This window comes from Kitasatospora sp. RG8 (assembly GCF_017813315.1).
Classification (GTDB): domain Bacteria; phylum Actinomycetota; class Actinomycetes; order Streptomycetales; family Streptomycetaceae; genus Kitasatospora.
Genome location: NZ_JAGIYX010000017.1, coordinates 21,259 through 38,275 on the forward strand (window position 1 = coordinate 21,259; position 17,017 = coordinate 38,275).

The 17,017-nt window shown below is 75.3% G+C and carries 15 protein-coding genes and 1 pseudogene; 7 read left to right on the forward strand and 9 right to left on the reverse strand.

Annotated elements, in window-relative coordinates:
* Positions 1-24: 24 nt before the first annotated feature.
* The 4 genes from J5Y04_RS23910 (at position 25) to J5Y04_RS23925 (ending at position 5,508) form a co-directional block, all read left to right on the forward strand.
* Positions 25-1,389, forward strand: a complete 1,365-nt coding sequence (locus J5Y04_RS23910) for a DUF6519 domain-containing protein (protein WP_209414149.1) — start codon at positions 25-27, stop codon at positions 1,387-1,389.
* 170 nt (positions 1,390-1,559) lie between these two features.
* The gene (locus J5Y04_RS23915) at positions 1,560-3,209 is read left to right on the forward strand and encodes a DUF4157 domain-containing protein (RefSeq protein ID WP_209414150.1); all 1,650 of its coding nucleotides are present in this window, start codon (positions 1,560-1,562) and stop codon (positions 3,207-3,209) included.
* A 126-nt stretch (positions 3,210-3,335) separates the two neighbouring features.
* Positions 3,336-5,003, forward strand: coding sequence for a DUF4157 domain-containing protein (locus J5Y04_RS42080; RefSeq protein WP_307853265.1), 1,668 nt, complete (start codon positions 3,336-3,338; stop codon positions 5,001-5,003).
* Position 5,004: 1 nt separating this feature from the next.
* Positions 5,005-5,508 carry a hypothetical protein gene (locus tag J5Y04_RS23925; protein WP_209414151.1) on the forward strand — a complete coding sequence of 168 codons (504 nt, stop codon included), beginning with the start codon at positions 5,005-5,007 and terminating at the stop codon, positions 5,506-5,508.
* Positions 5,509-5,542: 34 nt separating this feature from the next.
* Here the strand turns inward: J5Y04_RS23925 and J5Y04_RS23930 are convergent, their stop codons facing one another.
* From J5Y04_RS23930 to J5Y04_RS23955, 6 genes are all read right to left on the reverse strand, one after another.
* A complete protein-coding gene (locus J5Y04_RS23930; RefSeq protein ID WP_245205327.1) occupies positions 5,543-6,760 on the reverse strand; it encodes a VWA-like domain-containing protein in 1,218 nt (405 codons plus the stop codon).
* A gap of 101 nt (positions 6,761-6,861) precedes the next feature.
* The gene (locus tag J5Y04_RS23935; protein WP_209414273.1) at positions 6,862-8,070 is read right to left on the reverse strand and encodes a MoxR family ATPase; all 1,209 of its coding nucleotides are present in this window, start codon (positions 8,068-8,070) and stop codon (positions 6,862-6,864) included.
* A gap of 363 nt (positions 8,071-8,433) precedes the next feature.
* On the reverse strand, positions 8,434-9,939 hold the full coding sequence (locus tag J5Y04_RS23940) for a hypothetical protein (protein ID WP_209414152.1): 1,506 nt from the start codon (positions 9,937-9,939) through the stop codon (positions 8,434-8,436).
* A gap of 483 nt (positions 9,940-10,422) precedes the next feature.
* Complete coding sequence (locus J5Y04_RS23945) at positions 10,423-10,956, reverse strand: hypothetical protein (RefSeq protein WP_209414153.1); 534 nt, start codon at positions 10,954-10,956, stop codon at positions 10,423-10,425.
* Positions 10,953-12,080, reverse strand: a complete 1,128-nt coding sequence (locus J5Y04_RS23950) for an FAD-dependent monooxygenase (RefSeq protein ID WP_209414154.1) — start codon at positions 12,078-12,080, stop codon at positions 10,953-10,955. The genes J5Y04_RS23945 and J5Y04_RS23950 overlap by 4 nt, the downstream gene beginning before the upstream one ends.
* A 31-nt stretch (positions 12,081-12,111) precedes the next feature.
* Positions 12,112-13,704, reverse strand: coding sequence for a DHA2 family efflux MFS transporter permease subunit (locus tag J5Y04_RS23955; RefSeq protein ID WP_209414155.1), 1,593 nt, complete (start codon positions 13,702-13,704; stop codon positions 12,112-12,114).
* A gap of 129 nt (positions 13,705-13,833) precedes the next feature.
* Here J5Y04_RS23955 and J5Y04_RS23960 point away from each other — a divergent pair, with 129 nt between their 5' ends.
* Both J5Y04_RS23960 and J5Y04_RS23965 read left to right on the forward strand, forming a co-directional pair.
* Positions 13,834-14,451 (forward strand): TetR/AcrR family transcriptional regulator C-terminal domain-containing protein, encoded by a 618-nt coding sequence (locus tag J5Y04_RS23960; protein ID WP_209414156.1) that lies wholly within the window; start codon positions 13,834-13,836, stop codon positions 14,449-14,451.
* A 272-nt stretch (positions 14,452-14,723) separates the two neighbouring features.
* Positions 14,724-15,230, forward strand: coding sequence for an N-acetyltransferase (locus J5Y04_RS23965; RefSeq protein ID WP_209414157.1), 507 nt, complete (start codon positions 14,724-14,726; stop codon positions 15,228-15,230).
* 13 nt (positions 15,231-15,243) lie between these two features.
* Here J5Y04_RS23965 and J5Y04_RS23970 read toward each other — a convergent pair whose 3' ends face one another.
* Positions 15,244-15,660, reverse strand: a complete 417-nt coding sequence (locus J5Y04_RS23970) for a nuclear transport factor 2 family protein (protein WP_209414158.1) — start codon at positions 15,658-15,660, stop codon at positions 15,244-15,246.
* Between the two features lie 254 nt (positions 15,661-15,914).
* Between J5Y04_RS23970 and J5Y04_RS23975 the strand changes: the two genes are divergently transcribed.
* Complete coding sequence (locus tag J5Y04_RS23975) at positions 15,915-16,433, forward strand: hypothetical protein (protein ID WP_209414293.1); 519 nt, start codon at positions 15,915-15,917, stop codon at positions 16,431-16,433.
* On the opposite strand, the pseudogene J5Y04_RS43605 reads toward J5Y04_RS23975, so the two are convergent.
* Together J5Y04_RS43605 and J5Y04_RS23980 are read right to left on the reverse strand one after the other, a co-directional pair.
* A pseudogene (locus J5Y04_RS43605) lies at positions 16,396-16,513 on the reverse strand (VOC family protein); the annotation flags it as partial. The gene J5Y04_RS23975 and the pseudogene J5Y04_RS43605 overlap by 38 nt on opposite strands.
* A 77-nt stretch (positions 16,514-16,590) precedes the next feature.
* Positions 16,591-16,806 carry a hypothetical protein gene (locus J5Y04_RS23980; protein ID WP_245205304.1) on the reverse strand — a complete coding sequence of 72 codons (216 nt, stop codon included), beginning with the start codon at positions 16,804-16,806 and terminating at the stop codon, positions 16,591-16,593.
* Between the last annotated feature and the right edge of the window lie 211 nt (positions 16,807-17,017).

Here is a 17,017-nt window from a genome sequence, read left to right on the forward strand (position 1 = left end):
GCACGAGAACAGGTGAGGACCAGCATGCACGCCGACGTCGAGCGGTTCAGCTTCGATCAGGGCAAGCACTTCCTGCGGGTGATCCAGCAGCAGGGCCGGGTGACCCTGCCGGCCGACGGCAACGAGCAGGTCGCCATCCTGTTGCACCACCTCCAGGCCCTCGCCGAGGACGTCATCGGCCCGTACGGCACGCCGTCCCCCCGCCCGGGCGGGATCGGGCCCGGCTTCCGGATCGAGGCGCCCCCGGCCGGGCAGGAGGCAGGGGTCTTCAGGATCGGCCAGGGCCGCTACTGGGTGCGCGGCCGGGCCTGCGAGAACGACACCGACGGCCTGCTCTACACCGCTCAGCCCGACCTCCCCGGTCCGGCCACCCCGGCGACCGGCACCTGGCTCGCCTACCTCGACGTCTGGGAGCGCCACCTCTCCGCCGCCGAGGACGACTCCATCCGCGAGGTCGCGCTCGGCGGCCCCGACACCTGCACCCGCACCCGCCTGGTCTGGCAGGTCCGGCTGACGGACACCGCCCCACCCGGCCGCCAGTTCGACAAGGACGACATCCGCACCCACTGGGACGCCTGGGAGGCCTTCCTCCAGCCCGCCGGGCGCGGGCTGCTCGCCGCCCGGGCGCGGCGGGGCAAGGGTCCGCTGGAGCCCTGTGTCGCCGATCCGGCGGCCGGCTACCTCGGCCCCGAGAACCAGCTCTACCGCGTCCAGATCCACCGCGGTTCCGGTGAGGAGGGCGGCCCCACCTTCACCTGGTCCAGGGACAACGGTTCGGTCGTCCACCCGCTGCTGCGGCTCAACGGGGCGGCGGCCGTCCTGCGCGACCCGCCCCGGGACCGGCGCACCGCGCTGCCCGTCGGCACCCTGGTCGAGGTGGTCGACGACCGGAGCACCCTGCTCGGCCGGCCCGGCACCCTCGCCCGGGTCAAGGACGTCGACGACGAGGGCGACGACTACACCGTCGTCCTCGACACCGACGCCGGGACCATCCAGGCCGACCGCCACCCCCTGCTCCGCCGCTGGGACCACCCCGACGTCGACGGCGGGGGAGACCTGCCCCGCCGCGCCGCCGACGGCGCGTTGCTCCTGACCGCGCAGGACCCGGCCGGCTGGTTCACCCTGGAAGACGGCATCCAGATTCGCTTCCAGCCGCCGGACACCGCCGACGTCCACTACCGCACCGGCGACTACTGGACCTTCCCCGCCCGTACCGCCACCGGGGACATCACCTGGCCCGCAGACCCGTCCGGCGGTCCCGCCGACCTCCCCCCGCAGGGCGTCGAGCACTTCTACGCCCCGCTGGCCCTGCTCTCCCTCGTCCCCGGCCAGCCCGTGGCCGTCACCGCCGACCTGCGTACCGGCTTCCATCCCGTCCGGGTGCAGTGAGCTGTCGGCGGCCCCTGCAGGACGGTCCCGTCATCGCGACTGGTCCGTCGCCGCGACCGGTCCGCCGCCGCGACCGGTCCGCCGCCGCGACCCGAGGAGCCCGCCGTTCCAACCGGAAACCGGAAACCGGATCCGAGGAGCCCGCCGTTCCGACCGGAAAGGAGAGTGGGATGCACGACCGGTCCCGCAGCCACTCGAAGCCCGCGCCCACGCCCTCGCCCCCGGTGCCCGGCGGTGCCCGGGCCGGCCACGACCGTCCCGACACCGCCGACCTCCAGCAGCCCGCCACCCCGTCGGCCGGGCAGCCGGACCTGAGCCACGTCCCGCTCCGGGGGCACGCAGAGGGAGAGGGGGAGACGACCGGTGAAGCGGCCGACAGGGGATCCGGTCGAGCGTCCGCCACGGCCGGCGGCGCGGCCCTCAGCACGCCGGCACCGGTGGAGCCGGGCGAGGCGTCGCACGTCCAGCACCTGGTGCCGCGTTCCCCCGGAGCGCCGCTCGACGCCGGGACCGGGGAGGAGATGAGCGCGCGCTTCGGGCACGACTTCAGCGGGGTGCGGGTGCACACCGATGCGCAGGCGGCCGACCTGGCCGCGGGGCAGCACGCCAAGGCCTACACGGTCGGGAACGACATCGTCTTCGGCGCCGGCCGTTACACCCCGCAGAGCGAGGCCGGGCAGGGCCTGCTCGCCCACGAGCTCGGCCACGTGGTGCAGCAGGCGGCGGCCGGCGAGCTCGCCGTCCAGTGCGACGACCTGGACAACCCGGACAGGACCGGGCCCGCTGCGCCCGCCGATCCCGAGGCGGTGCTCGGACAGCGGCTGGCCAAGGACTTCCCGGCGGGCGTGGCACTCGCCTTCTACGCCCCGATGCCGTCCCCCAAGGACCGTGAGGAGGCGCGGAACGCCGCCCGGAAGTGGGCCAGGCGGGAGAAGGCTCTGGCTCTCACCGGCAAGAAGGCCACCGCCTCGAACGTCGTGTTCGGCGAGGCGATGTCGGATGCGGACCACCCGCTGACCGCCACCGTCCGGGCGCTCGGCGCCCTGCTCCCCGCAGCCGTGGCCAAGGCGCCGACCCCCGAGGGACCGGTGCCCCCGGGGACCGGCCCGAACACCGTGCGGACCCTCGCCGTGTTCGCCCACGGGTCCAGCAACTGGTGCGGCCTCGGCTCGATCAGCAGTTCCACGGCGGCGTCGGTCATCAAGCAGATCGCCCCCGCGCTGGCACCGAACGTGACCGTCGTCCTGTACTCCTGCAACGGGGGGCGCGAACCGGACGCGAGCGAGGACTGGGTGAAGGGCACGATGGAGCCGGGCGGAAGGCATTCGCTGGCGGCCGTCGTCCGCGACTCGCTCATCGCGGAGGGCAAGGGGGGCTCCGTCTGGGGCCACACGACGACGGGCCACGTCTCGGAGAACTTCGCCCTCCGCGAGTTCGACACGGAGTCCGGCAAGGGCAGCGAGGGCGCCTCGTTCGTCACCCGGTACGTCTTCTCGCCCGCGGACAAGCTCACCGGCGCAGGCCAACTGCTCGACGGCGCGGTGGCCGAGGGGTACGAGGTCGGCCCGAAGGGGGCGGCCCGCGCCGACCAGGCCGTGGAACACGAGATGTACGCCTGCTACGCGGAGGCCAACCGCGAACTGAACCTCGGCGGTGGCAAATTGGCGGAGGTTGCGCCGGTGCACCCGGTCGAGGTGGGCCGCCTGGTCCACGACTACTGGCTGACGACCTACTGGCCTCGCCGGAAGGATGCGGCCGTCGCCGCGCTCGTCAAGCAGCTGGTCTCCTCCGGACTGGCCAAGAAGACGGGAACGAGGTAGCACGTGGGCGGGTTCGAGGCGGGCGCAGCAGGTCCGAGGAGAAGCCCGGGACCGGTTCCGAGGGCCGCGGCGCCCGCCCGGCAGCCGTCGCGTGCGCCGTCCGCGGTCCCCCCGATCGTCCACGAGGTGCTCCGCTCACCTGGGCAGCTGCTCGACGCCGGCGCCCGGAGGACGATGGAGAGCAGGTTCGGGGCCGACTTCAGCGGTGTCCGCGTGCACGCCGACGGCCGGGCCGCCAGGTCGGCGGCGGCGGTGGGCGCCCAGGCCTACACCAGCGGGCCGGACCTGGTCTTCGGCGAGGGCGCGTACGTGCCGCACAGCCCGCGGGGACTCGGGCTGATCGCCCACGAGTTGGCGCACTCGCTCCAGCAGTCGGGGTCGCCGCCGCGGACCGGCGAACTCTCGCTCGGGGGCGTCGGCGACGCCCGCGAGGCCGAGGCCGACCAGTGCTCCCGGGCGCCGCACGAGCTGGCCCGCACGGCCGGCGCCGGACGTCCCCGCGCGGGGCAGGACAGCAGCAGGGTGATCCGGCGCAGCGTCGGGGACTGGCTGCGCAGCCACGACCCGCGTCCGTTCCTCCGGGATGCGTACGCGTCGATCGAGGAGTCCCCGCAGCACGTCATGGAGTTCTTCGAGGACGAGGTTTGGGAGGCCATCAAGGCGCACTGGGTCCGGATCACGCTGATCACGGGTGCGTTCCTCGCGGCCGAGGCCGTGATCGGGGCGGCGGAGGCGGCGCCGACCGGGATCACCCAGGTCGTCGGGGCGATCCTCCAGGTGATCACGCTCGCCGTGCTGGGCTACTTCGCGGCCGTCGAGACGAAGGACGCGGTGGCGGAGGCCCTGCGCTGGTGGTCGCTGTGCCGCGCCGCGCACGGGGACAAGGCGCGGATCACGGAGGCGTCCCGGTCCTTCGTCCGGGTGATCTGGCACCTCGTCATGGCGGTCCTCGCGGTCGCCGGTGCCCGGGCGAGGCTTCGCGGGCTCGGGGCCGCCGGTCGCGGAGCCGCGGCGGGTGCCGGGGCCGGGGCTGGTGCGGGCGCCGGTGCCGGGGCGGCCGCGGGTGGCGGCGAGGTCGTCGACATCGCCTCGCACCCGGGATTCCGGCCCAAGGTGCAGCCGTCGTCGGGCGGTGGCTCCGGAGGCACGGTGGCCTCGGGCTTCGACGGCAACGCGGCGGTCGACCTCGCCCCGGCGGAGCCGCTGCCGGTGCCGGAACCGCCCGCCCCCGCCCCGGCGCCCGTGCCCGCCCCACGGCCGGCCGCCGGCCAGGCCGCCTCTCCCGGTACGGGCACGTCGCCCGCCACGGAGGCCGCCAGGGCCGGGGCACTCGCCGCGAGCCCGAAGCGGGACGGCGGCGAGAAGAAGGACCCGTCGCTCCTCTACCGCAGCATGATCGAGCAGGGCGGGTCCCCGAAGCCCGAGCCCACCGCCCGCGGACTCGGGGTCCGGGTAGGGGGCGCGAACCCCGACGTGGAGGTCGTCGGCGGGCTCGCCCAGCCCGGCGGCGGCATGTCGGTGGCCCCGGACACGCCGCTGAACCTCCTGCCGCACCGCCGGCCGCCGGAGTGGGGCAAGGACGGCACGGGTAAGGACGGCACGGGAAAGGACCCGGTCTGGGCCATCAGCCCCACGGTCTTCGCCGGGGTGCTGCACTACGTCAGGGACAAGAGGACGCACGGCTACGTCGGCCCCCGGGCCCCCGTTCCGGTGGACGAGCTCCAGGCGGCGCTCGCCCGGACCAGGCCGCTCTGGGTGAAGGCCACGCCGCCGGGAGGGAAGGAAGGCCCGTGACATGGCCTGGATCTTCAGCCTGAGCGCCGAGTGCGGGCCGTCGCAGGCGGACGCGCTGGCGGTGGCCGGCCACTTCGCCGCCCGGCAGGGCACCGGGCAGGACGTCGGGCAGGGGGCTGGGCAGGGCACCGGGTGGGCCGCGGGGTGGGTTGCCGACGTGGTCCGCGACGACCGGGGCAACTGGTGGGCGTGGGCCGTCCCCGGAGGGCTGAGCCGGACGGGGATCGGCTCCGACGCGGACGCCCGTGCGATGACCGAGGCCGGCCACCACCTCTACGCGTGCCTGCGCTCGGCGCCCGCCCGGTACCGGTACGCCCTGGCCGGGGTCGAGGCCGACATGTTCCGCTTCTTCGACGAGTTGACGGCGGACGAGGACCTCGGCGCGTTCCCGGGCCTGGTCCTCGCCGACGGCGTCTGGGAACTGGCCGGCCGCCCGCCGGGGTTCACCACCTTCTCCCCGGGCTACCGCTGGCTGCCCTACCCGGGGGAGGGCCACCCGGCATAGCGGGCCCGGTCCGGCGCCCGCCGGGCGTCGGGGGCTACCCGATCTCGACGACCCGCGCCCACGCGGGCGGCGAGTCTGGCACGTGGTCGGGATCGTCCTCGTTCCACGACCGTGCCGGCCGCCTCCGCGGGAACAGGCCGACCACCGTCCGGCACGGTGGCCGGCTGCTCGGCCACGGAGTCTGGCCGTCGGTCAGGACCACGACGACGTCCGGCCGGGGCCGGGCCCGGAGCGCCCTCGCGAAGCCCGTGCGCAGATCCGTGCCCCCTCCGCCCACCAGCGGGATTCCCCCGGCCTGGCAGAGCGGGTGCACGATCCGGGCCGCCGCGTCGCAGCACAGCACGGTGACCAGGTCGCGGCGGCCGCCCACCGCACGGGTGATCGCGGCGACCTCCAGGAGCGCACTGCCCAGCTCGGTGTCACTGACCGACCCGGAGGTGTCGATGACCACGGAGACCCGGGGCGGCCTGCGCCGCAGGCTCGGCAACACGGCACCGGGCACCCCGGACGAGCGCCGCGACGGCCGCCCGTAGCTGTAGTCCTCGCCCGCACCGGGGGCGGAGGCCGCCGAGCGGACCGCCGCCCCCAGCAGGTCCCGCCAGGGCTGCGGTGGGTGGAACGCCTCCTCCGCCCACCGCTGCCACCCCTTCGGGGCGTTCCCGGGGCGGCCGGTGATGCCCTGCGCCACCCGGAACCGGACGGCGTCCCGCTCCTGGGCACTGAGGCCGTGCGCGCCGTCCGGCCCTTCGTCCCACGCCCGGTCCAGCCCGTCGGCGCCACTGCCGCAGTCCAGCCACGCCAGGGCCTCGGTGAACGGTCCGAGCCTGAACTGCCGCAGGTAGTCCTCCATGAGCTCGCCCTCGGGAAGCCCCAGGGTGCCTGGGCCGACAGCGCCTTCGGGCCGGACCAGCCCGTCACCGAACACGTCGTCGTTGATCTCGCAGTCCGCCGCGATGTTCATCCGCAGCCGTTCCCCCGGGCCGGTCAGGCCACGCTCCCGAGCGACCCGGTCGCTGCGCCCGTGATGGTCGCGCAGCAGGTGCGACACCTCGTGCACCCAGACACCGGCCAGTTCCTCCACCGGCGTCCGGGCGACGAACGCCGGTGAGGCGTAGCACCGCCAGTGCCGGTCGACGGCCATCGTGGGCACCAGCCGTGACTCCACGGGGTGGAGGGCGAACAGCGCCGTCGCCAGGTAGGGCCGCGCCCGGGCGGCCTGCAGCCGGGCGGCGAACAGCTTGTCGAAGTCCAGTTCCGGCTCCGGTCGACCGGCGTCCGTGGCCCCGGGTGTGCCCGTGACCCTCGGCGCGCCCGTCACCCTCGGGATGCCCGGAGCCCGCGGGGCGTCGGCGGTCACCGGCCGGCCTTCGTGGCGACCGTGGCGACCCGGGCCGCCGCCCGGTCGGCGGCCCGGTCCGCGCGCCGGGAGAGCGACACCGCGCCGGCGAGCCGCTCGATGGCCGCGGGGACGTCCCAGTCCTCCTGGCGCAGCGAGGCGAGCGTGGTCGCCGGGACGACCACCAGGTCCGGGGCCCCGGTCTCCAGCGCCCGGACCAGCAGCGCCCAGGCGGCGTCCCAGCGGGCCCGGTCCGGGCGCGCACGGACCGCCGCCACCACACCGTCGAGCACGGCCTGGCGCAGGTCCCCCCGTTCGGGCAGCGCGGCACCCGCCGGGTCGGCGAGGAGCAGTTCGGGGTCGGGGAGGTCCATCCGGTCCAGGCTCGCCAGCAGCTCAAGCCCGGGACCGTCCCCCACGGTGCCCCGCACCAGGAGGGAGAGCACCTCCCGGGAGGAGCCGGCCGCGGTCGCGAAGGCGATCAGGTGCAGCGTCATCTCCCAGCTCCGCGGCGAGGGCCAGGCGCCTCCCCGGCGGGTCTCGCTGCCGGGCAGCCGGTGCACGAGTCCGGGGCGGGCGGCCAGGAGCCCGCACACCGCACGGCGGGCGAAGGCGACGGCCTCCGGCAGCCCCTCGGGGGCGAGCCGCGGCAGGGTGGCGCGGGGCCACGTCCCGCCGAGGCCGCGGACCACGACCTCGGTGTCGTGGGTCCACTGGAGGTGGACGAACCGGTTGGCCAGCGGCGGGCTCAGCTCCCAGCCGTCGGCCGCCGAGGAGCGGGGGTTGGCCGCGGCCACGATCCTGACCCCGGGGGGTAGTTGGAGGGTGCCGATGCGCCGCTCCAGCACCAGGCGGAGCAGGGCGGCCTGCACGGCCGGCGGTGCGGTGGACAGCTCGTCGAGGAAGAGCAGCCCCCGGCCGGCCCGAACCAGCCGGACCGCCCAGTCCGGCGGGGCCATCGGGACGCCCTGCTGGGCGGGATCGTCCCCGAGGATGGGCAGGCCCGAGAAGTCGGAGGGTTCGTGCACGCTGGCGATCACCGTGGTCAGCGGGAGGTCCAGCGCCTCGGCGAGCTGCGTCAGGGCCGCGGTCTTGCCGATCCCGGGCTCGCCCCAGAGGAGTACGGGCAGGTCGGCGGCGACGGCCAGGGTCAGCGCCTCCAGCTGGATGTCGGGGCGGGGTTCGGTCGTGGTGGTCCGCAGCAGGGTCAGCAACTCGCCGGCCACGTCGAGCCGGCGGACGTCGTGCCGGGCGGCGTCGTGCCGGCGGACGTCGTGCCGGGGACCGTCGTGCAGGGGGGTGTCGAGGTGGAGGAGGTCGAGGTGGGAGGTGAGGGTGGCCGGGTTCGGCAGGGCGTGCGTGGGCGTGTCTGATGGCATGTTCGATCACCTGTGGTTCGTGCGCCGGGACGGTTCGCGTACGGGACAGCTCGTGTACGGGGCGGTTCGCGTACGGGGCGGCCCGTGTGGACGGCGGTTCGGGTGGGTGGCGGTTCGCGTGCCGGGATGGCGCGCGTGAGGCGGTGGTGCGCGTAAGGGACGGCGGGTGTGACGGTTCGGGGCCGGTTCGGGACCGGGTCGGAGGCCGGGTCAGCAGGAGGCGGCGAGGCGCGGTCGCGAGCGGCGGTCGCGGCGAGGGCTGCGCTGCGGATGCGGTCGGCCGTCGGCCAGGCCGGCCCGGAACATCCCGTAGGCGATCCGGCGCAGGGCGGCCGCCTCCAGTTCGTCCCGCAGCGGGCCGGTGCGCAGCAGTGCCTCGGGGCCGAGCAGGCCCTCGACGACGGCCAGTGCTCCGGCGGTGTCGCCGTGGTCGAGGCGTTCCCGGACGCCGGTGAGGCAGTCCGGACGGCGGTGCGCCTCGTCGATCGCCCGGAGGCAGGGGAGCGGGGTGCCGGTCAGGGCGACCAGTAGCTCCTCGCGGCGGATCTCGGCCGGGTCGTGGTCCAGCGGGGCGAGTACCCCGTCGACCAGGCCGATCCGGTGCCGGGCGCCCCGGCACTCCACGATGCGCGGCTCTCCCGGCCGGTCCGGACTCCGGAGCGGGCCGGCCGGCCGGTGGCCCGGAACCAGCGCCCTGGCCACCAGCGGGTGCAGCCCGTCGGGCCCGATCAGCCCGGCGCGCAGCAGTTCCAGGTCGGGTGGCACCCAGACCGCCGCGTCGGGCAGGACCGGCAGTCCGGGGGCCCCGCCGGTGGGTGCCCCCGAGATGCCGAGTCCGTTCCCGTCCGCGTCCAGGCGCAGGAGGAGCCGTTGGCGGCCACCGAGCCGCACCGTGACGGCACTGGCGGCCCGGCCCTCGGCGCGGATCAGCAACCCCGCCTCGGCCGCCCACCGGTCGACGGCGCAGCCTTGTCCCAGGAGGAGGTCCCACCGTGGCACCGTCCCGGGGTCGGTCCCCGGCGGCGGGCCTTCGGCGGTCGGCCGGTAGGCCCCGGATCGGATGCGCAGCTCGTCCGTCCGGCGGGCGTCCCACAGGTGCCGGTGCAGGTCGAGCCGGAAGCGTCTGCTGGGGTGGGGGTGCGGGTGACGGCGGTCGCCGTCCGCGCTGCGGGAACCGTCCCACAGCGCGAGGCTGATCCGCTGGCCGGCATCCGCCCAGGCCGGCGGGGTGCGCACCACCAGGTGCAGCAGGCCCGCGCGATCGCGCCCGGTCCCGTTGCGCCCGGTGCCGTCGGGTCCTGAGCCGTTGGGCCCCGTGTTGTCGGGTGCCGTGCCGTCGGGTGCCGTGTCGTCGGGTCCTGTGCCGCCCCGCCCGGCCGTGTCGTCCCGGGTCAGGGTGACGGTCAGCCCGGGGCGCAGCAGGCCGTCGGGGGCGATCCGGGGCAGGTGCCAGCGCAGCAGGTCGGGTGCCAGATGGCGCAGATCGTCGCGGACGCGGGCCACGAGGTCGTGCCCGTGACTGTGTGCCAGGGACCGCAGGTCGACATCGACGTCGACACCTGCGGCGGCACACGCCCCTGCCCAGTCCCCGGCGCACCGGCGGCTGGTCGCGGTCTCGATCATGGAGGGCGGCACGGCGTACTCGCGCACGCGCAGCCAGAGGGAAAGGCGCCGGGAGATCAGGCGCGGGTCCTCGTTCGCGGTTCCAGTGAGCATCAGCACTCACCTTGCGCGGACGAGTCCCCCAATCTGTGGCGGGAGTTGTTCATCATCGGGGTGAGCGTAGCGTCCGTCGGGATGATCGGCCAGGCCTTTTCGTCGGGTTCGTGGGGGCACCGCCGGGGACCGCCAGGGGCGCGACCCGCGGCCGGCCACGGCGGTCCCCGTCGTGGCCGGCCGCTCCTCCCCTGGGGCTGCCGGGAGCTGGAGGGATCGTCGGCCGGTCCTTTGCTGCTCCTGAAACCGTGTCGGCGCAGACGACACGATCCCGTCGGAGGAGGTGCTCCCGGAAGTGGGCGAGCCCCTGGGCAGGGCTCACGCCGCTCCGGATGCGGCGCCGCGGGGCGGTCGCCGGTCGCCGGGCGGTCCTGCACCGGGCCGGTTCGTCCGGCCGGGCCGGTGCAGTGGGTCCGTGGAACCGACCGACGTGTCCGCCGACCGACGTGCCAACCGACCGACGTGTCCGCGGGGTTGAGCGGTCTAGGGGTGGATCGCGGGGTCCGTCGGCCCGGGCGTCCGGCAGTGCGTGCTGTGGCGCGCCCGGAACGGCAGCCGGCGCAGGGCGGCGTCGAGGGCCGCGGCCGGATCCTCGGGCCCGGTGGTCGTCCGGCCGGTGGGGGTCGGGCCGGTGGTGGTCGGATCGGTGGAGCGCCAGGCGATGTGGCCGTCGGGGCGGACGAGGACGGCACCGCCCGTGGCGGTACCGGCGAGGGCGGCGAACTCGGGCCCGGGGTCGGCGTGGCGCAGGCCGGCGGTGTCGGCGGGCAGACGCCAGGCGGGCGGGCCGAGGAGGATCCAGTCCCCGGCGGGGAGGTCGAGGGTGGAGCGCGACCGGGCGGGGTCGGTCCAGGCGTGTGGGAGGCGGGTGCCGGGGCCGCCGTCGAGGTCGTTGGCGACGGGGTCCGTCGGGTCCCCCGTGTCGGAGAGGACGGCGGCGGAGCGGTAGCGGTCGCCGAGGCCGTGGGCGGCGGGGGTGGTCCAGTCGGGATCGGGGGAGGAGCTGCCGGGGGTCATGGCCCGGGCGTTGGCGCCGGAGGCGGCGACGGCGTGGACGGCGGCGGGTGGCGTTCGTCCTGGTAGGTGTCCAGCAGGGTCTCGTCCGCCCGCCCGCCGAGGACGGCGCCGAGCTTCCAGACGAGGTTGTGGACGTCGGCGATGCCGGTACTGGCGCCGCGGGCGCCGGCCGGGGGCATCTGGTGGGCCGCGTCGCCGGCGAAGAACACCCGGCCCGCGCGCAGGCGGTCGAGCGTGCGCTCGCGGGCCTCCCAGGGCAGCACGCTGACCACCTCGGGCTCGGCGCCGGGGACCCCGAGGACGTCCCGCAGGATCTGTTCGCACCGCTCGGGCGGGTAGTCGGCGGGGCTCTCGACGGCCGGGTCGTAGCGCAGGTGGAAGGCCCAGCGGGTGCGGGCGTCGATGGCGGTGAGCATGCCGCGCACACCTGCGCGCGCGATCAGGACGACGCTGAACTCCCTTCCCCGGACGAACTGTTCGAGGTCGGCGCGGAACAGGATGTTGAGCTGGTGCCCGTGGCTGGTGCCGTACGTCGAGGAGACGCCCAGTTCGTGGCGCAGCGCGCCGCCCGCGCCGTCGGCGGCGATCAGGTAGTCGGCGGTGACGGTCTCGGTGACGCCGGTGGCCACGTCCGTCAGGTCGACGGCGAGGTGGTCGTCGCCGTGCCGGAGGCCGGTGCGCAGGGTGCCGAAGCGGATCTCGGCGGGTTGGCGGCGGGCCGCTGCCAGCAGGACGGGTTCGACGGCGTCGAGGGTCGCGCGGCGGCCGGTGGTCGGGCTCCAGCGGGCCATCGCGGCGGGGGCGAAGATGCTCTCGGGCCGGTCGCCGGGCTCCGGCCGTCGCGGGACGTCGGCGAGGGCGGTGGCGAGGTCGGAGCCGCGGTGCAGTCCCTCGGCCCGGGCCAGTGGGGCACCGGCCTCGCGGACGGCGTCCGCCACGCCGAGTTCGCGGTAGATCTCCATGGCGCGGGCGTTGAGGCTGCGGGCGCGCGGGTGGTCGTGGGTACCGGGGTGGGCCTCGACCAGGAGCGAGGGAACCCCGTGGTGGGAGAGGGCGAGGGAGGCGGTCAGGCCGACGATGCCGCCGCCGACGACGAGGACGGGATAGTGCTTGCCGGTGTGCAAGGGATGTTCTCCGGATGGTGTTGATGATGGGTCAGGATCGGTTACTGGTAGGGGTGTTGGTCCCGTCGTCCCCGGCGGCTTTCCGGGTTCCGGGCAGGAGCAGGGAGGTGAGCGCGCCCAGCAGGCTGAGCGCCGCGGCGGCGAGCAGCGCCGCTCGGGAGCCGTGCAGGAGGGCGGCGGCGGCACCGGTGGCGGTGTCCGCGGCCGGGCCGGTGGCGGACTGGGCGATGGCGCCGAGCAGGGCGAGGCCGAGGGCGCCGCCCAGTTGGCGGGAGGTGTTGAGCAGGCCCGAGGCGAGGCCGGCCTCGGCGGGCGGGACGGCGGCGGTGGCCGCCGTGGTGGCGGACATCAGCATCAGGCCGAGGCCGGACCCGATCAGCAGCAGCGGGCCGAGCAGGTCGGCCGCGTAGCGGGCGTCGGTCGGCAGGGCGGCGAGCCAGAGCAGCCCGGCCGCCGCCACGGTGCCCCCGTACAGCGGCAGCCGGCGCGCCCCGGCATCCAGCAGCCGCCGGGAGACCAGTGCGGCCACGGCCAGGCACACGCCCATCGGCAGCATCGCCAGGCCTGCCTGCTCGGCGGAGTAGCCGAGGACCTGCTGCATCAGCTGGGAGACGAGGAACAACGACGCCGTCAGGCTCGAACCGAGCAACAGCACGACGAGGTTCCCGGCCGGTACGCCGGGCAGCCGGAACACCGGCAGGCGGACCAGCGGGTTCGCGCTGCGTGCCTCGGCGCGTACGAAGGCGGTGAGCAGCAGGGCCGCCGCGGCGAGGGTGACGAGCGTGGTGGGGGACGTCCAGCCGTTCTCGCCGCCGTGGGTGACACCGAACAGGAGCAGGCCGACGCCGGTGGTCGAGACGAAGGCCCCGGGCAGGTCGAGGCGGCGGAGGGAGCCGCGGACGTCGGCGGGCTCCAGGCAGAGGCGGACGGCGACCAGCAGGGCGAGGCCGACGGGCACGTTGACGTACATCACCCAGCGCCAGCCGGCGTGTTCGGTGAGGATGCCGCCGAGCAGCACGCCGAGTGCCGCGGCCGACGAACTCGAAGCGGCCCAGGCGGACATGGCGCGCCGACGCAGCTCGGGCCGGTCGGCGGTGACGGCGAGGACGATGCCGAGGGTCGAGGTCGCGAGCGCCGAAGCCCCCAGTCCCTGGGCGGCGCGGGCGGCGATCAGGGCCGGGCCGCTGCCGGCCAGGCCGCCGACGGCACTGGCGGCGGTGAACAGCACCAGACCTGCCCGGAGGGTGGCCCGGCGGCCGAAGAGGTCGCCGGCGCGGGCCGCGAGGAGCGTGAAGCCGCCCAGTACCAGCAGGTAGGCGTCCACCACCCAGCGGGCGGCGGCGGATCCGAGTCCGAGGTCGGCGCTCATCGCGGGCAGGGCCACGTTCACGATGGCGCCGTCCGTGACGACCATGAACGACGCGGTGCAGGCGATCGCCACTGCTGCCGCGACGGGCAGGCCGGGCCGCAGCAGGCGCGGCGGTCCGGGCGGCGGCGGGTCGGTGGACGGTGGGTCGGTGAGCGGTGGCGTGGCGGGCGTGGCGGTGGTGGCGGGCGCGGCGGGCGGTGGCGTGGTGGCCGGAGGGGGCGCGGCGGGGTTGCGCGCGGAGGAGGGCGTGGACATGTCTGCTCCAAACCTGAACGGTGTTCTAGTAGAACGGTGTTCAAGTTAGGGTAGGCTCAACGGTGTGTCAACGCGGGTGCCCAGGGCCATGAAGGCGGCCCAACCCGCCCGCCAAGCAAGGAGATCCGCGTGCGCCTGCACCGCGAGGACGTGCTCGCCGGAGCGCTCGGCCTGCTGGACCAGGACGGCCTGGACGGGCTCACCATGCGCCGCCTCGCCACGTCCCTGGGCGTCGGCCCCAGTGCCCTGTACTGGCACTACCGCGACAAGCAGGCCCTGCTGGAGGCCATTGCCGAGGAGATCATGAGCGGCGTCGCCGACGTCGACGTCGCACTCCCGCCGCGCGAGCGGGCCGCCGAACTCGCCCGACGGCTGCGGCGCGCCCTGCTCACCCGCCGGGACGGCGCCCGGGTCCTGTCCGGCACGTACGTCCGCCGGCCCAACACCCTCGGCTTCGGCGAGGCCGCGGTCCAGGCCCTCGCCGCCGCGGGAGTGCCGGAGACGGAGACCGCACTGGCCTTCTTCACCATCCAGGACTACGTCCTCGGCCACGTCATCGAGGAACAGAGCCGGGAACACCAACTCGCCACCACCGACCGCACCCCGACGCCGGACGCCGCCGACACCAGCGACTACCCGGCCATCGGCACAGCCATCCGCCACTGGGCCGCCCGCACCCCGGACGACCGCTTCGAATACGGCCTGCGACTCCTCCTCGACGGCCTGGACCGCCGTACCGGCTCCTGATCACCGCACCGGCTCCTGATCGCCGCACCGGCTCCTGGCCGTCGCACCGGCTCCTGTCTGTCGCGCGCTCCTGACCGCCGGTCACCCGCCTGGGAGCCGTCCCGCCTGGGCTCGCCCCGGCCGGGCCCGGGGCGGGGCGGCCGGCCCGCGGATCAGCAGTGGTGGGGGCGGGTCGTGGCCGTGGACGGCCACGTGCCCGAGGCGGCCGGCCTGTGCCTATGCTGCTTCGAGTCTCATGATCGCGTGAGCAGGCGGGACAGACGGAGGACGCAATGGACTACCGAGTGGAGCGCATCGGCCCCGGGGACTGGGAGCGGATGCGCGAGGTGCGGCTCGCGCAGTTGCTGGACACGCCGATGGCCTTCATGGAGACGTACGAGACGGCGCTCGGCCACGGCGAGGACGAGTGGCGCTCGCGGGTGGCCCGGGTCAGCGCGGAGGGGAGCGCGGGGTTCGCGGCGGTGGCCCCGGACGGCCGGTGGGTCGGCACGATGATCTCCTTCACGCCCGAGCCGAAGGCGGCGGTGCTGGTCGGCGTCTGGACCGATCCGGCCTACCGGGGCAGGCAACTCGGCGTGACGGACGCCATGTTGGACGCGATCCTCGACTGGGCCCGCACCGAGGCCGGGGCGGAGCGCCTCCTGCTGAGGGTGCACGAGGACAACCCGAGGGCGACGGCCTTCTACCGCCGCCGCGGCTTCGACCTGACCGGTCTCGACGAGCCCTACGAGCTGGACCCGGCGAGCCGGCTGCTGGAGATGGCCCTGCCGCTGAGCTGATGCCGCCCGGGCCTCAGCTCACCAGCCCGGGCGCGAAGTAGTCGCGCAGATGGGCGATCCTCCCGTCGCGGACGCGGAAGATCTGGACCAGCGAGACGGCCACGTCCCCGCCGTCCCCGTCGTCTCCGTCGAAGACCGTGTCGATCTCGGCAATGAACACGTCGGGATCGGAGGTGGTGTGCAGCACGTACGCGGACTTCTCGAAGTTCGGCACGCGGGCGTCCGTCGTCGGCCGCTCGTAGTGCGCCGCCATCGCACGACGGATCTCCTCGCGGCCCACCAGCCTCCTGGGGAATTCGGCGCCGGCGGGGACGAGCGGCGCCTCGAACACTCCGTCCTCGGTGAAGCTCTCGGCAAGGGCGTCGGCATCGCGGGTCATCGGGCCGGCATGGACGTAACGCTCGAAGATCTCCTGCGGGGTTCGGGACACGGCGGCCTCCCTGGGTCCGGGCACGGAAGGCCACACAATCACGGCGGCGCTCCCGGGGACCACGCTTTCCGGGAACGGACACACGGCCCGCCACACCCTCGGCCACCGCCGTGCGCGGCGCACGGCCCGCCGGCCGCACGCCGTCGGCGGGCGTGCGGAACCCGCCCGTCCGCGCAAGGGGCGAGCGTAGGTTGCTGCTCGGACTCTCGGACTCTCGGACTCCCGGGGACGACGCCGACGGGAAGGGGCGGGCGATGGCGGCCGACGGCACGTGGTTCGTGCTGGTCCAGGAGGACTACGAGAACCACCCGGAGGAGGGCGGGGCGCACTGGCGGCTGGACGTCGAGCAGGAGGCGCGCTCGCTGGAGGAGGCCCGGGAGACTGCCGAACACCTGGCTCGCACGTACCGGCCCGGGCGTTCGTGGGGCTTCGCCCGCTGGAGCGAGCAGCCCCGGCGCAGCATCTACCGGCTGGCGGACGGCTCCTTCCTGGTGTCCCTCCACGACGGGCTCCAGAAGGCCTCGTTCCGGGTCTCCCAGGGCGAGTTGGTCGAGGAGATCACGTGCACCGGGCCGGTGCCGCCCCCGAACTGGAGCGAGGGCCGGTTCTCGGCCGTGGATGACCCGGCGGAGGCGTTCACGGACCGGCAGGCCGGCGCGGCCTCCCCGCAGAGCCGCTGCTGCGCTCCCGTGCCGGGGCGTCGTCAAGGCCCCGCGCCAGGACGGTGTCAGGGCGGGCGAGGACGCAGAACTCGTGGCCCTCCGGGTCGGTGAGGACCGTCCACGGGACGTCGCCCTGGCCCAACGCCGGCGGGCGTCGCACCGAGATCCCGCAGGCGCGCTGCCCTGCCGGCGATCCTATGCGCGTCACCTGCGTCGGGAGCCGGTCCTCGCCCTCGCGGTCACGTGTCGCATCGACGCCGTCGATCTGTCACGTGACCTCCGGGCAGGCGTGCGCGCAGCTCGTCATCTCCCGGTAGCCGTAGGTGGACCGACGTCGGTTGGGCTGCTCGCGGAGGGCCTCCGTCGTCGCGGTTGTCCGGGTCTGGACCAGCGCCGCGCGTGAGGTCGCCCGCGCGGTGATGTGGCCGGTTACGAGCGCGGTGAGCGCCGTGAGGACACCGACCCACAGTCCGCCGTTCGCCACGCCCGCGGAGCCTGCCGGCCAGGACTGCCGCTTGGACAGGCCGCGCGTCAACCACTGGCCGGAGCCGGTGACGGTCAGGCGGTACTCCCGCCAACTGCCGCTTCCAGCCGACGACTACGACTTCCGGCCACGCATGCGGGTGGTGCGGCGCAGGGGTGCGAAGAAAACAAGCAGGCATGATTGCTTTTTCTTCTTGCCGGTGCCACGCTGC